The organism is Billgrantia kenyensis, assembly GCF_013697085.1.
Taxonomy (GTDB): Bacteria; Pseudomonadota; Gammaproteobacteria; order Pseudomonadales; family Halomonadaceae; genus Halomonas; species Halomonas kenyensis.
The window spans coordinates 199,857-214,749 of sequence record NZ_JACEFT010000002.1 but is presented as its reverse complement, the minus strand read 5'-3'; the positions used below and the strand labels follow the sequence as shown (position 1 = coordinate 214,749).

General features: G+C 63.3%; 14 protein-coding genes. 12 read left to right on the top strand and 2 right to left on the bottom strand.

Annotated features, from left to right (window positions below; all coding sequences use genetic code 11):
- Positions 1-12: 12 nt before the first annotated feature.
- Positions 13-1,689, bottom strand: a complete 1,677-nt coding sequence (paaN, locus tag H1D44_RS03565; RefSeq protein WP_181513466.1) for a phenylacetic acid degradation protein PaaN — start codon at positions 1,687-1,689, stop codon at positions 13-15.
- Between the two features lie 389 nt (positions 1,690-2,078).
- Between paaN and paaF the strand changes: the two genes are divergently transcribed.
- The 12 genes from paaF (at position 2,079) to paaZ (ending at position 14,283) form a co-directional block, all read left to right on the top strand.
- Complete coding sequence (gene paaF, locus H1D44_RS03560) at positions 2,079-2,852, top strand: 2,3-dehydroadipyl-CoA hydratase PaaF (protein WP_181513465.1); 774 nt, start codon at positions 2,079-2,081, stop codon at positions 2,850-2,852.
- A 17-nt stretch (positions 2,853-2,869) separates the two neighbouring features.
- Positions 2,870-3,661, top strand: coding sequence for a 2-(1,2-epoxy-1,2-dihydrophenyl)acetyl-CoA isomerase PaaG (paaG, locus tag H1D44_RS03555; protein ID WP_181513464.1), 792 nt, complete (start codon positions 2,870-2,872; stop codon positions 3,659-3,661).
- 1 nt (position 3,662) lies between these two features.
- A complete protein-coding gene (gene paaH / locus H1D44_RS03550) occupies positions 3,663-5,192 on the top strand; it encodes a 3-hydroxyacyl-CoA dehydrogenase PaaH (RefSeq protein WP_181513463.1) in 1,530 nt (509 codons plus the stop codon).
- The gene (gene paaI / locus H1D44_RS03545) at positions 5,185-5,652 is read left to right on the top strand and encodes a hydroxyphenylacetyl-CoA thioesterase PaaI (RefSeq protein WP_181513462.1); all 468 of its coding nucleotides are present in this window, start codon (positions 5,185-5,187) and stop codon (positions 5,650-5,652) included. Before paaH ends, paaI begins: the two co-directional genes overlap by 8 nt.
- A complete protein-coding gene (pcaF, locus tag H1D44_RS03540) occupies positions 5,649-6,854 on the top strand; it encodes a 3-oxoadipyl-CoA thiolase (RefSeq protein WP_181513461.1) in 1,206 nt (401 codons plus the stop codon). The genes paaI and pcaF overlap by 4 nt, the downstream gene beginning before the upstream one ends.
- A 43-nt stretch (positions 6,855-6,897) precedes the next feature.
- Positions 6,898-8,211 carry a phenylacetate--CoA ligase PaaK gene (gene paaK / locus H1D44_RS03535; RefSeq protein WP_181513460.1) on the top strand — a complete coding sequence of 438 codons (1,314 nt, stop codon included), beginning with the start codon at positions 6,898-6,900 and terminating at the stop codon, positions 8,209-8,211.
- Between the two features lie 217 nt (positions 8,212-8,428).
- Entirely contained in the window at positions 8,429-9,385 is a 957-nt protein-coding gene (gene paaA, locus H1D44_RS03530; protein WP_181513459.1) for a 1,2-phenylacetyl-CoA epoxidase subunit PaaA, read from the top strand.
- A 12-nt stretch (positions 9,386-9,397) separates the two neighbouring features.
- Positions 9,398-9,685: a 1,2-phenylacetyl-CoA epoxidase subunit PaaB gene (gene paaB / locus H1D44_RS03525; RefSeq protein WP_181513458.1), complete on the top strand. Its 288-nt coding sequence runs from the start codon at positions 9,398-9,400 to the stop codon at positions 9,683-9,685.
- A gap of 19 nt (positions 9,686-9,704) precedes the next feature.
- Positions 9,705-10,469 (top strand): 1,2-phenylacetyl-CoA epoxidase subunit PaaC, encoded by a 765-nt coding sequence (gene paaC, locus H1D44_RS03520; protein WP_181513457.1) that lies wholly within the window; start codon positions 9,705-9,707, stop codon positions 10,467-10,469.
- 23 nt (positions 10,470-10,492) lie between these two features.
- Complete coding sequence (paaD, locus tag H1D44_RS03515; protein WP_181513456.1) at positions 10,493-11,032, top strand: 1,2-phenylacetyl-CoA epoxidase subunit PaaD; 540 nt, start codon at positions 10,493-10,495, stop codon at positions 11,030-11,032.
- Between the two features lie 8 nt (positions 11,033-11,040).
- Positions 11,041-12,138 carry a 2Fe-2S iron-sulfur cluster-binding protein gene (locus H1D44_RS21140; protein ID WP_181513455.1) on the top strand — a complete coding sequence of 366 codons (1,098 nt, stop codon included), beginning with the start codon at positions 11,041-11,043 and terminating at the stop codon, positions 12,136-12,138.
- Positions 12,139-12,240: 102 nt separating this feature from the next.
- Entirely contained in the window at positions 12,241-14,283 is a 2,043-nt protein-coding gene (gene paaZ / locus H1D44_RS03505) for a phenylacetic acid degradation bifunctional protein PaaZ (RefSeq protein ID WP_181513454.1), read from the top strand.
- A gap of 48 nt (positions 14,284-14,331) precedes the next feature.
- Here the strand turns inward: paaZ and H1D44_RS03500 are convergent, their stop codons facing one another.
- Positions 14,332-14,733 (bottom strand): DUF6455 family protein, encoded by a 402-nt coding sequence (locus H1D44_RS03500; RefSeq protein ID WP_181513453.1) that lies wholly within the window; start codon positions 14,731-14,733, stop codon positions 14,332-14,334.
- Positions 14,734-14,893 lie beyond the last annotated feature (160 nt).

The following is a 14,893-nucleotide window of genomic DNA, read 5'->3' as shown; positions in this document are numbered from 1 at the left end:
GGATGAACCTCCTTAGTTCAGCTGGCCGTGACGGCGGCTCTGCACCACCACGAAGCGACGAGCCACGTAAGCCTGGTCGCACAACGAAGCGTTGGCCGCCGGATTGCCTCCGGTGGCGTGAAAGTCGCTGAAGGCCGCGGACTGGTTGACGAAGACGCCGCCGTCCAGGTTGAGCGACAGCGGGGCCGCCACCTCCATGGCCAGCTGCTCGAACTGCTCGGCCACGGCGTCGTCGGTGGTGTAGGCGCCCAGGGTGATGGCGCCCTTCGCGCCGATCACCTCACGAGCCAGCTGGATGCTGTGGGCGGTGCTGTCGGTGGCGATCACGAAGCTGATCGGGCCGAAGCGCTCCTCGCTGAAGGCGTCGCGCTGCCCGGCGTCCACCTTGAGCAGCAACGGGGTGTGGATGCGCGCCCTGGGGAACTGGGTGTGCTGTCGGGGTTCGCTGTCGAGAAGAATTTCCCCGAGGGCGCGACTCTTATCGATGCGTGCTTCGGTCGCTGGCGACTGGATGGCCCCCAGCACGGCGCAGGCGCGGTCGTTGTCGGAGAGGAACTTCTCGACGGCCTTGGCCAGGGTGTCGGCTACCTCGTCGAAGGAGAGCTGGCCCTCGGCGGTCTTGATGCCCTCCCTGGGCACATAGATCGCCTGGGGAGTCGTGCACATCTGACCGGAGTAGAGGCTCAGGGAGAAGGCGAGATTCTGGGCCACCGGCTTGATCTGCTCGACGCTGTCGATGATCACGCTGTTGATGCCCGCCTTCTCGGTAAACACCTGGGCCTGGGTGGCGTTCTGCTCGAGCCACTCGCCGAAGGCGTTGGAGCCGGTGAAATCGATCAGCTTGACGGCCGGGTCAAGGGCCAGCTCCTTGGTCACCGGAGCTTCGGCCGTGTCGGGCATCAGGCTCACCAGGCAGGGGTCGAAGCCGGCCTCTTCGAGCACCTCCTGGGCGACGCGAGCGGTCATGGCCACCGGCAGGATGGCGGCCGGGTGCGGCTTGAGGATCACCGGGTTGCCGGTGGCCAGGCTGGCAAACAGGCCCGGGTAGGTGTTCCAGGTGGGGAAGGTGGAGCAGGCCACCACCAGGGAGATGCCGCGGGGCACGATATGGTAGCGCTTATCGAGCACCAGGGGGTCATGCTTGCCCTGGGGCTTCACCCATTTGGCCGTCGCCGGTACCCGGGACATCGCCTGCCAGGCATAGGCCACGGCCTCGAGGCCGCGATCCTGGGCGTGAGGGCCACCCGCCTGAAAGGCCATCATCGGAGCCTGCCCGCTGGTATGGGTCACCGCCTGAGCGATGTCCGGGCTCAGGGCGTTGAGGCGCGCCAGGATCTCCAGGCACACCCCCACTCGCGCCTCGGCGCCGACATCGCGCCAGGCCGGCATGGCGGCCTGCATGGATGCGATCAGTGCGCCCTGCTCGGGCTGCGCGTAGGTGATCCCCAGCTCGAAGCCATAGGGAGAAACCTCGGCGCCGACCTGGCCGGCCACCTCGGTCACCTTGAGGGCAAAAGGCTGCTTGAGCAGGGCCTCGAAGCGCTGCGGGGCGCCCTTCACCGCCTCTTCCGGGTACTTCTTGAGGCTCTCCGGGTAGGGGCTCCAGACGCCTCGGGTGGAGATGGCCTCCACGGCCCGGTCCAGGGTTTCACGATGACGGTCGAGCAGCTGCTGGGCTTGCTGGGACATGCATGGCTCCTGCCATATTCGATACGAGATAGAACGAAAGACTATCCATAGCGTAACGAAACATCAAACCAACTGCCCACCGCCTCTCCCGCTGGAGCAGCCCGGGTGATCAACACAAAGCCTATTTCCATGGGCTGTTTATCGAGAATAGCGCCGCAGAATTCGGCAGTTTTCGACCATGGTATAACGCGCCCACGGCGGACCGCGCAAGAACGAGCCAACCCATTGAGCAACCAGCAAAAAACGACCCGGCTGCAATGAATGCGATACACTATTCCAAGACATCTAGATTTGATGCGTATCAAAAAAATTCTATACTCGACCTCATGCTTGCCCGTGACAGGCCGCGGGCCCTTGCCGCGCCAACCCGTGCCAAAGACGAGGAAACCATGCCAAGTCACCTGATCGTCGAGGAGCCGCAGAGAGGGGTGCTGCGCATCACCCTGCACCGCCCGGAAGCGCTGAACGCCCTCAACACCGCCCTGCTGGGAGAGCTGGCCGAGACCCTGACCGCTGCCGAGCAGGACGCCGAGGTCCGCGCGGTGGTGATCACCGGCAGCCAGCGCGCCTTCGCCGCCGGCGCCGACATCAAGGAGATGGCCGAGCGCGACCTGGTGGGCATCCTCGAGGATCCCCGCCAGCGCCACTGGGCCGCCATCGCCCACTTCAACAAGCCGATCGTCGCCGCAGTCAACGGCTTCTGCCTGGGTGGCGGCTGCGAGCTCGCCATGCACGCCGACATCCTGATCGCCGGCGAGGATGCCCGCTTCGGTCAGCCCGAGATCAACCTCGGCATCATGCCCGGCGCCGGCGGTACCCAGCGCCTGGTGCGCGCCGTGGGCAAGGCGCTGGCCACCCAGATGGTGCTCACCGGCGAGCCGATCTCCGCCCGCCGCGCCCTGGAGGCCGGTCTGGTCAGCGAGATCACCCAACCCGAGCTGACCGTTGAGCGCGCCGTCGCCGTGGCCGAGACCATCGCCACCAAGGCGCCGCTGGCCGTGCGTCTGGCCCGGGAGGCGCTGCACAAGGCCGAGGACACCGACCTGGCCACCGGCCTGCGCTTCGAGCGCCACGCCTTCACGCTGCTGGCCGGCACCGAAGACCGCGAGGAGGGCATCCGCGCCTTCCAGGAAAAACGCCCCGCCACCTTCAGCGGCCACTGATACACAGGAAACCGACCATGAGTGAAGCGCCCCTGCTCTATACCGTGGAAGACGGCGTCGCCCGCCTCACGCTGAACCGCCCCGACAGCCTCAACAGCTTCAATGCCGAGCTGCATGCCGAGATGCGCCAGGCCCTCAAGGCCGTGCGCCAGGACAAGAGCGTGCGCGCCCTGCTGCTGACCGGCAACGGCCGTGGCTTCTGCGCCGGCCAGGACCTCTCCGACCGCAACGTGGCCCCCGGCGCCGAGGCGCCGGACCTCGGCGAGTCCCTGGAGAAGCGCTACAACCCCATGCTGCGCGCCCTGCGCGACCTGCCCTTCCCCACCATCTGCGCGGTGAACGGTGTGGCCGCCGGCGCCGGGGCCAACATCGCCCTGGCCTGCGACATCGTGCTGGCGGCCCGCTCGGCCAGCTTCATTCAGGCCTTCTGCAAGATCGGCCTGGTGCCGGATTCGGGCGGCACCTGGAGCCTGCCGCGCCTGGTGGGCATGGCCCGCGCCAAGGGCCTGGCGATGCTGGGGGACAAGCTCAGCGCCGAGCAGGCCGAGCAGTGGGGAATGATCTGGAAGGTGGTGGACGACGAGTCGCTGCAGGATGAGGCCCTGACCCTGGCCCGCCACCTGGCCACCCAGCCGACCCGGGGCCTGGCGCTGATAAAGCGCGCCCTGCACGCCAGCGCCGACAACGACTTCGACGCCCAGCTCGACCTGGAGCGCGACCTGCAGCGCCTGGCCGGCCGCACCGATGACTACCGCGAGGGCGTGGCCGCCTTCATGGAAAAACGCAAGCCAAGCTTCAAGGGGGAGTGAGATGCCCGCCCTCGCAACCAGCGATATCATCGCCGTGATCGGCGCCGGCGCCATGGGCGCCGGCATCGCCCAGGTGGCGGCCCAGGCCGGCCACCCGGTGCGCCTCTACGACAACCGCGACGGCGCCGCCCAGGCCGGCATCGACGGCGTGCGCCGCCAGCTCGAGAAGCGCGTGGCCAGGGGCAAGGTGGCCCAGGCGGAGGTCGACGCCATCGTCAGCCGCATGACCCCGGCCGCCACCCTGGCGGAGCTTGCCGACAGCCGCCTGGTGGTCGAGGCGATCGTCGAGAACCTCGAGGTCAAGCGCGGCGTCTTCGCCGAGCTGGAAGCCCTCTGCGGGCCCGACACCCTGCTCGCCAGCAACACCTCGTCGCTCTCCATCACCTCCATCGCCGCCGGCCTCGAGCGCCCCGAACGCGTGGCCGGCCTGCACTTCTTCAACCCCGCCCCGGTGATGAAGCTGGTGGAGGTGATCTCGGGCCTGGCCACCGACGCCGAGGTGGCCGAGACCCTCTACGCCACCGCCGCGGCCTGGGGCAAGGTGCCGGTCCACGCCAGCTCCACGCCGGGCTTCATCGTCAACCGCGTCGCCCGCCCTTTCTACGCCGAGGCGCTGCGGCTGATGCAGGAGGGCGCTGCCGCCCCCGCCACCCTGGACGCCCTGCTGCGCCAGGCGGGCGGCTTCCGCATGGGCCCCTTCGAGCTGATGGATCTGATCGGCCACGACGTCAACTACGCCGTAACCCGTTCGGTGTTCGACGCCTACTACGGCGACACCCGCTTCGAGCCCTCCCTGGTACAGCAGGCGCTGGTCGAGGCAGGTCGACTGGGCCGCAAGAGCGGCCAGGGCTTCTACGATTATCGGGAAGGGGCCGAGCCCGTCGAACCCGACTTCGCCCCCGCCGTCGAGGCCACGCTGCCGCCCCTGGTGGCCGAGGGCCAGCTCGGCGCCATCGCCCCCCTGGTGGCCCGGGCCGAGGCGGCCGGCCTCGAGGTAGTGTGCCGGGAGAGCATCTCCGGCGAGGCGCGCCTGCGCCTGGGCGGCCTGACCCTGGCCCTGAGCGACGGCCGCTGCGCCGCCGAGCGCGCCCGGGACGAGGGCCTCGAGGCCCTGGTGCTCTTCGACCTCTGCCTGGATTACGAAACCACCAGCGCCATCGCCCTGGCATCAAGCCCAGGCGTCGACGCCGAGGCCCGCACGCTGGCCGCCGCTCTCTTTCAGCACCTGGGCCTGGGCGTCGCCTGGCTCACCGACACCCCCGGGCTTGCGGTGCTGCGCACCGTGGCCATGCTGGCCAACGAAGCCGCCGACGCCGTGCTGCAGTGCGTGTGCAGCGCCCGGGACGGCGATCTCGCCATGCAGGCCGGCGTCAACTACCCCCGCGGGCCGCTGGCCTGGGCCGATGCCCTGGGCCTGGCCTTCGTCCACCGCACCCTGACCCACCTGCAGCAGAGCTACGGCGAGGAGCGCTACCGCCCGTCCTTTCTGCTGCGCCGCAAGGCCCTCGCCGAGGAGAGCTTTCATGTCTGATACCGAGCTGACCGCTCAGCAGCTGGCCGAGGCCTGCGCTGACTCCATGTTCTCCCGGGACAAGGCCAGCCAGGGGCTGGGCATACGCATCGAAAGCGTGGCCCCCGGCCGGGCCGTGCTTACCATGACGGTGCGCGAGGAGATGGTCCAGGGCCATGGCAACTGCCACGGCGGCTTCATCTTTGCCCTGGCCGACTCCGCCTTCGCCTTCGCCTGCAACACCTACGACGAAGCCACCGTGGCCTCCGGTTGCAGCATCGACTACCTGGGCCCGGGCCAGCAGGGCGACGTGCTCACCGCCACCGCCGAGGAGCGCAGCCGCCGGGGGCGCACCGGCATCTACGACATCACCGTGCGCAACCAGCACGGCCACGATGTCGCCCTGTTCCGGGGCCGCTCCTACAAGATCCGCGGCACCGTACGCCGCCTGGAAGAGACTGCCGCAGAGAGCCAAGCATGAAAGACGCACTGATCATTGATGCCATTCGCACCCCTATCGGCCGCTACGGTGGCACCCTCTCCCCGGTTCGTGCCGATGACCTGGGCGCCGTACCCCTGCGCGCCCTGATGGAGCGCAACCCCTCGGTAGACTGGTCTCGGGTGGATGACCTCTTCTACGGCTGCGCCAACCAGGCCGGCGAGGACAACCGCAACGTGGCACGCATGTCGGCACTGCTGGCCGGCCTGCCGGTGGAGGTGCCCGGCACCACCCTGAACCGCCTGTGCGGTTCCGGCATGGACGCCATCGGCAACGCCGCCCGCGCCATCAAGGTAGGCGAGGCGGGGCTGATGATCGCCGGCGGCGTCGAGTCCATGTCCCGGGCGCCCTTCGTGATGGGCAAGGCCGAGCAGGCCTTCTCGCGCAGCGCCAATATCTACGACACCACCATCGGCTGGCGCTTCGTCAACCGCCAGATGAAGGCCCAGTTCGGCATCGACTCCATGCCGGAAACCGCCGAGAACGTCGCTGAACAATTCAATATCTCTCGAGCGGACCAGGATGCCTTCGCCCTGCGCAGCCAGCAGCGCACCGCCGCCGCCATGGAAGCCGGTCGCCTGGCCGAGGAGATCGTCCCCGTCGAGGTACCGCGGCGCAAGCAGGAGCCGCTGGTGGTCGATACCGACGAGCACCCCCGCGCTTCGACCACCCTGGAGCAGCTGGCCAAGTTGCCCACGCCTTTCCGCGAGGGCGGCAGCGTCACCGCCGGCAACGCCTCCGGGGTCAATGACGGCGCCTGCGCCCTGCTGCTCGCCTCGCCGGAGGCCGCCGAGCGCTACGGCCTCAAGGCCCGCGCCCGGGTGATTGGCATGGCCACCGCCGGCGTCGAGCCGCGCATCATGGGCTTCGGCCCGGCCCCGGCCAGCCGCAAGGTGCTCGAGCAGACCGGCCTGACCCTCGACCAGATGGACGTGATCGAGCTCAACGAGGCCTTCGCCGCCCAGGCGCTGGCCGTGACCCGCGACCTGGGCCTCGCCGACGACGCCGAGCACGTCAACCCCAACGGCGGTGCCATCGCCCTGGGTCACCCGCTCGGCATGAGCGGCGCCCGCCTGGTGACCACCGCCCTGCATGAACTGGAACGCCGGCAGGGACGCTATGCGCTGTGCACCATGTGTATCGGCGTGGGTCAGGGCATCGCCCTGATCATCGAACGCCTCTGATACCGTGAAGCGACTATAACAATCCTCCGACCGGAGAAGCCTGATGACACAGACCGTCGAACGCCTCAGCAACTCGGCTCTCGATCAGATGGAACTCGCCAGCATCGATGAACTTCGCGCCGCCCAGGTCAAACGGCTCAGGTGGAGCCTCAAGCACGCCTACGACAACGTGCCGTTTTATCGTCAATCCTTCGATAACGCCGGCGTGCATCCGGAGGATATCAAGCACCTCGATGACCTCGCCAAGCTGCCCTTTACCACCAAGGCCGATCTGCGCGACAACTACCCTTTCGGCATGTTCGCCACGCCGATGAGCGAGATCGTGCGGATTCACGCCTCCAGCGGCACTACCGGCCAGCCTACCGTGGTCGGCTATACCCAGAAGGACATCGACATCTGGGCCGACGTGGTGGCCCGCTCGATCCGCGCCGCCGGCGGCAGCCGCAACGACAAGGTGCACGTGGCCTACGGCTACGGTCTGTTCACCGGCGGGCTGGGCGCCCACTACGGCGCCGAGCGCCTCGGCTGCGCGGTGATCCCGATGTCCGGCGGCCAGACCGAGAAACAGGTCCAACTGATCCGCGACTTCCAGCCGGACATCATCATGGTCACCCCCTCCTACATGCTCAACATCGCCGACGAGATGGAGCGCCAGGGCATCGACCCGCACCAGCTGCCGCTGCGTGCCGGTATCTTCGGCGCCGAGCCCTGGACCAACGACATGCGCACCGCGCTGGAGAAGCGCCTGGGCATCGACGCCCTGGACATTTACGGACTCTCCGAGGTGATGGGTCCCGGCGTGGGCATGGAGTGCCTGGAGACCAAGGACGGCCCGACCATCTGGGAGGACCACTTCTACCCCGAGATCATCGACCCGGTCACCGGCGATGTGTTGCCGGACGGCGAGTACGGTGAGCTGGTCTTCACCACGCTGACCAAGGAGGCGCTGCCGGTAATCCGCTACCGCACCCGCGACCTCACCCGCCTTCTGCCGGGCACCGCTCGCCCCATGCGGCGCATCGACAAGATCACCGGCCGCAGCGACGACATGCTGATCATCCGCGGGGTCAACGTCTTCCCGACCCAGATCGAGGAGCAGCTGCTCAAGATCGACCGACTCTCGCCCCACTACGAGATCGAGGTCTCGCGCCAGGGCAACATGGATATGGTTCACGTGCGGGTGGAGGCGTGCAGCAACGATGTCGCCCGCGACCCCGTCACCTGCGAGCAGTTGGGTAGTGAGCTGCAGCACGCCATCAAGACCTACATCGGCATCAGCACCAGCGTGGAAGTCTGCGGGGTAGAGGAGGTGATGCGCTCGGTCGGCAAGGCCAAGCGAGTGAAGGACTCGCGTTGATGGGTAACCAGGCTGGCAATCCGCAACCGTCAAGGCTCTGACGGAACGCCAGCACCATGAAAGGAACCCGCCTGAAACAAAAGCTTACAGAAACAACCTGAATAGTGATACGAATTGAATATTGGAAATTGATTTTTCGTGTCGCTTTTCGGCGCCTTCTGCTATCCTGCAATGAATAGCAAGCAGTACCGGCTCAACCTGATTGGAGAGCATAACGATGTCTTCTGAAGAGCAAACTTCCCTGCAAGAACAGCAGTTCATGCAAAAGATCAACGCGGAAGAGAAGATCGAGCCCAAGGACTGGATGCCCGAGAAGTATCGCAAAAACTTGATTCGCCAGATTTCGCAGCATGCGCACTCAGAAGTCATTGGCATGCAGCCGGAAGGCAACTTCCTGACTCGCGCGCCTTCCCTGCGTCGCAAGGCGATCCTGTTATCAAAAATCCAGGACGAGGCAGGCCACGGACTTTATCTGTACAGCGCAGCAGAAACCCTGGGGATTTCCCGAGATGAGATGATCGAGGCGCTGCAGAGCGGCCGGGCCAAATACGCTTCAATCTTCAATTACCCGGCCCTGACGTGGGGCGACATGGGAGCGATTGGCTGGCTGGTGGATGGAGCGGCCATCGTCAACCAGGTATCTCTCCAGCGTACCTCTTATGGCCCCTACGCACGCGGCATGATTCGTATCTGTAAGGAAGAGAGTTTCCACCAGCGTCAGGGCTACGACATCATGCTGACACTGGCCAACGGGACTTCCGAACAGAAGGCCATGGCTCAGGACTCCCTGAACCGCTTTTACTGGCCGGCGTTGATGATGTTTGGCCCACACGACTCCGAATCCGCGCACTCCGCCAAATCCATGGAGTGGAAAATCAAGCGTGAGACCAACGATGACCTACGCCAGAAGTTCATCGACCAGACCGCCTCTCAGATCGAGTTCCTGGGGCTCGAACACCCCGACAAAGAGCTTAAGTGGAACGAAGAACGCGGCCACTACGATAGCGGTGAGATTGATTGGGAAGAATTCCACAATGTGATTGCCGGCAACGGCCACTGTAATCGTCAGCGCCTGGAACATCACATCAAGGCCCATGAGGAAGGCGCCTGGGTGCGTGAAGCACTGGTTGCCTACAACGCCAAAAAACAGGCTAAGCAAGCCGAAGTCGCTTAAGGAGCCACCGCCATGCAAGATAACGCTCTGGAACTCTTCGAGGTCTTTATCCGCTCCAAGCGAGGACTCGATCACAAGCATGTAGGCAGCCTGCATTCCGAAGATCACGCCCAGGCGCTGGAGTATGCCCGAGATGTCTACACTCGGCGCAGCGAAGGCGTGAGCATCTGGGTTGTCAAGTCAGCCGATATCTGCGCCTCTCAAGAGGACGATGCTGAGGATTTCTTCGATCCCAATGATGACAAACCTTATCGGCACGCGACTTATTACGTCCTCCCCGATGCCGTTAACAACATGTAGCTGCTGAGGAGACAACGTAATGAGTGACACCATCAAAGACGCCACCATCGAGTATGCGATCCGCCTGGGTGATGACGCCAATGTCCTGGGTCACCGAATCTCCGAATGGGTGAGCCGTGGCCCCTTTCTGGAAGAGGATATCGCCTATGCCAACGTGGCACTGGACTACATTGGGCGTGCCCGCATGTTCTACGGCTACGCGTCGGAGCTAACCAATGATGGACGTACGGAGGACGATTTCGCCTATATGCGCGACGATCGTCAGTACCGTAACCTGCTGCTGATGGAGTTACCGAAGGAAGATTTTGCCTACTCCCAGGTACGCCAGCTGTTCATCGATATCTATTACAGCTTGTTCCTGCCGGAGCTCGTCAAGTCCAAGGACGATACTCTGGCCGCCATTGCTGCAAAGGCGATCAAGGAAACCCGCTATCATCTCCGCCGTAGCCGCGACTGGGTGCTGCGCCTGGGCGATGGCACCGAGGAAAGCCATCGGCGCACGCAGCGCGCGGTCGATAGCTTGTGGGGTTATACCCACGAAATGTTCGAGCTGGACGATACCGAGCAGCTATTAGCCGACAGTGGCATCGGCGTCGATATCACCCAACTGCGAGACGAGTGGCATCGCCAGGTCAGCGCTATCCTCACTGAAGCGACACTGAACATACCTGAGGATGGCTGGGCGGTACGCGGTGGACGCATTGGTTACCACACCGAGAACCTGGGTCACTTGCTGACAGAGATGCAGTTTGTTCACCGCTCCTACCCTGGCTGCCAGTGGTAACCGAGCAAATTGGGTGATTTATCATGAACGAAATCCCATTAATGCCGGAGGAAGAGTACCACCGGTTGCAACAGCGATCCACATCCGAGATGAAGGAGCTGTGGGATCTTCTCGATGAGGTCAAGGATCCTGAAATTCCGGCGCTCAGCATCTGGGATCTCGGGATTCTGCGCGACATTGAGCGTCAGGGTGAACATATTATCGTCACGATCACTCCGACCTATTCCGGCTGCCCGGCGATGGATACCATTACCGAAGACGTCAAGGCCGCCCTGAATGCCAGGGGTTATGAAAGTGTTGAAGTGAAATTGCAATTGTCCCCGGCCTGGAGCTCCGAATGGATGTCGCCGGAGGGGCGTCGTAAATTGCGCGATTACGGTGTCGCCCCGCCGGAGGATGCCGCTGACTCCGAGGATGGCTTGACGCCCGACGCTCATACGCTTTGCCCCCACTGTGGTTCGCGTGACACCCGACTCATCAGCGAATTCGGCTCCACTGCCTGCAAGGCACTGTTTCAGTGCCAAGCATGCAAGGAGACCTTCGATTATTTCAAGAAAATATAGGCCACGTGATGTCTGACACGAATTTCTATACGTTAAGGATTGCCGACGTCCAGCCGGAGACAGATACCGCCATTTGCGTGACCTTTGATGTCCCGGATGAGCTCAAGGAAACATTCGACTTTATCCAGGGGCAGTTTTTGACGCTGCGAACCTGGATCGATAGTGAGGAAGTTCGTCGCTCCTACTCTATCTGCTCAGGCATCAATGACGGCCATATGCGCGTGGGTATCAAGCGCGTCAAGAACGGCAAGTTTTCCAATTACGCCAATGACAATTTCAAGCGCGGCATGGAGATCGATGTCATGCCGCCGCAGGGAAATTTCTATACCCAGCTCGACCCAAATAATGCCAAGCGTTATATGTGTATTGCAGCGGGCTCGGGAATCACACCGACTTTGTCTATCATCAAGTCGGTACTTGATGTTGAGCCAAAAAGCCATGTCACGTTGATCTATGGAAACCGGCGCACGAACTCCGTCATGTTCAAGGATGAGCTCAGCTTCGTAAAAAACCGCTTTATGGATCGCTTCCAATGGATCAACATCATGGACTACGAAGACCAAGGGGCTGACCTTCTCAATGGAAAAATAGACAACAGTAAGGGCTATGCCCTGCAGAAATGCGGATTAATCGACATCAAGAATACAGACGAAGCCTTTATCTGCGGCCCTGAAGCCATGATGGCAGAAGTGTCCCATGGCTTCCGCCTCGAAGGCTTGAGCAATGAGCAGATCCATTACGAACTTTTCGCAAAGTCTGCAGAAGATTCCAAGAAGATGCTCGAGAAAGCGCAGCAGCGTGTTGAGGAATACGGTGAGGAGAAGACCAGCAAGGTGACCGTGGTAGCGGATGGCCGCTCGGTGTTGTTCGACCTGGCCACGGTCGGCGAGAACATACTCGATGCAGGAATCGCCAACGGCATGGACCTTCCTTACTCCTGCAAGGCCGGCGTTTGCTCCACCTGCAAGTGCAAGCTGATCGTGGGCGAAGTGGATATGGACGTGACTCACGGCCTCGAGAAACACGAAATCGAAGCGGGCTATGTGCTGAGCTGTCAGGCTCATCCTCTGTCCGATGAGGTCACCCTCGATTTCGATCAGCGCTGATGATTGGCTGAACCACCTTATCCCTCTCGATGTGCACGCTCAGCATCTTGCTGTGGTCATGCGTGTGCGTCATCAAGCCAAATTTCACTGGGAGAACGCTTGATGCCAGTCCTTCAGAGTTACATTGCCGGTCAGTGGTTGGGTAGCACCGCGGCCAAGGCCCTGCCAAGCGCCATCAATGGCGACATCATTGCCCACACTCATGACGAATCCATCGACTTTTCACAGGTCGTCGACTACGGCCGCCACCAGGGCCTGAGCAGCCTGCTGGCACTCGATTTCCAGCAGCGCGCCGCCATTCTCAAGGCGCTGGCGGCTTATATCCAGGAGCGCAAGGAAGAGCTGTACGAGATTTCCCATCACACCGGCTGCACCCGCGCTGACTCCTGGATCGACATCGAGGGCGGCTTCGGTACCCTGTTTACCTACGCCTCCACCGGGCGCAAGGAGCTGCCTTCCGGCAACGTGGCCCATGAAGGTCCGGTAACCCAGCTGGGCAAGAACAACCACTTCAACGGCACGCACATCCTGGTGCCGCGCCGCGGCGTGTGCGTGCACATCAATGCCTTCAACTTCCCGATCTGGGGCATGTTGGAAAAATTCGCTCCTGCCTTCCTGGCAGGCATGCCCTGCATCGTCAAGCCGGCCACCGCCACCAGCTATGTGGCGGAGGCTGCAGTGCGCATCATCAACGATTCCGGCCTGCTGCCGGATGGTGCGTTGCAGCTGATCATTGGTGGCACCGGCGATCTTCTCGATCGCCTGGAAGAGCAGGATTTCGTCACTTTTACCGGCTCCGCCAATACCGCGCTGAAACTCAAGAGCCACCCCAACATCCTGGCGCGGAGCATTCCCTTCAATGCCGAAGCGGACTCCCTCAATAGCGCCATCCTGGCCCCGGATGTGACTCCCGACGATGAGGAGTTCGCGATCTTTGCCAAGGAGGTGGTCAAGGAGATGACCGCCAAGGCCGGCCAGAAGTGCACCGCCATCCGGCGAGTCCTGGTGCCTGACGAACACGTGGATGCCATGGCGGACAGGATCAAGGAGCGGCTGTCCAGGATCGTCGCGGGGGACCCAAAAGAGGAAGGCGTACGCATGGGTGCGCTGTCCTCCGACGACCAGCTGCGTGACGTCCGCGATGCCATCGGCCAACTGCTGGAGACGAGCGAGTGTGTCTTCGGCCGGAGCGAGGGGTTCAAGCCGGTGGGTAAGGGGGTGGAGAACGGTGCCTTTATCGCCCCTCATCTGTTGATCAACCGTAACCCGCGGCAAGACGGCGGCGCCCATGACATCGAAGCCTTCGGCCCCGTCGCCACCCTGATGCCCTACAACGGCATTGAAGAGGCCCTGCGCCTGGCCGCCAAGGGCAAGGGCAGCCTGGTCACCACCCTCACCACCAAAAACCCCGCCATCGCCGCGGAGATGATCCCGGTACTCGCCGCCCAGCACGGCCGCCTGCAGATTCTTGATGCAGAAGCCGCAAAGGAGTCCACCGGTCACGGTTCCCCTTTGCCCATGCTCAAGCACGGCGGCCCGGGTCGTGCCGGCGGCGGCGAGGAACTGGGTGGCATCCGGGCGGTACACCACTATCTGCAGCGCACCGCCATCCAGGGCTCCCCGACCATGGTGGCCGCCGTTACCCGTGAATACGTGCGGGGTGCCAAGGTCATCGAGAACGACGTCCACCCCTTCCGTCGTCATTTCGACGACCTGCAGGTAGGCGAGTCCCTGCTGACCCACCGCCGCACCGTCACCGAAGCCGACATCGTCAACTTCGGCTGCCTCTCCGGCGACCACTTCTACATGCACTTCGACGACATCGCCGCGCGCAAGACTCAGTTCGGCCAACGCATCGCCCACGGCTACTTCGTGCTATCGGCAGCGGCCGGACTCTTCGTCTACCCGGGGGAAGGTCCCGTACTGGCCAACTACGGCTTGGACACCCTGCGCTTCATTACCCCTGTTGCTCCCGGCGACACCATTCGTGCCCGTCTGACCTGCAAGCGCAAGATCGACCAGGGCCGAGCCTCTCCGGACGGACATCCCCAGGGGGTGGTGATGTGGGACGTTGCCGTGACCAACCAGGAAGACGAGCTGGTGGCCAGCTACGACATCCTGACCCTGGTGGCCAAGCAAAAGTAGCTCTGGCACCGGAGAAAATGAGGGGGCGCATCGCGCCCCCTTTTGCGTCTATTCGCCACGCGGCTCCACCTCGCCGCGATGCCGGATGAAGGCCTCGGCGTTGGGGCAGAAGTCGCGGCATGTCTCGGCATCGGCGTGACTGCGCATCGCCTGCCAGCAGCGCCCCACCGATTCACAGCGGTTGCAGCTAGCTTCCAGCTTTGCAAGCTCATCTCCTTCGATGCTGGCCCGGCTGACCGCGAAGGTCGTCATCATCGCCGGCATCAGCACCTCAGAAGAACGAAAATCGGCAACCCGCCGGTCATCGAGGCTACGTGCCAGAGCCCGCTCCAGCGGTGGGCTCAGCGGCTGCTGCAGGTCGCCGGCCATTTCCTCGAGTGCCTCGGGGGCGTGGCAGCGAAGCTCACGCACCACGCGCTCACCCTGAATATAATCCGATAGCCTTTCCATCTTCTCTCTCTCCGCCCGATATCCTTAATACTCACTTTCAAGATAGCGAAAAGGAGAAAACCCGATTTGACTGGAGTCAAATCGGGCTCACTCTAGACACGACAATTAATTTAGAAAGTATGTTTTTCGTATCATTTTACAGCTTGCCGGGATGAAGCTC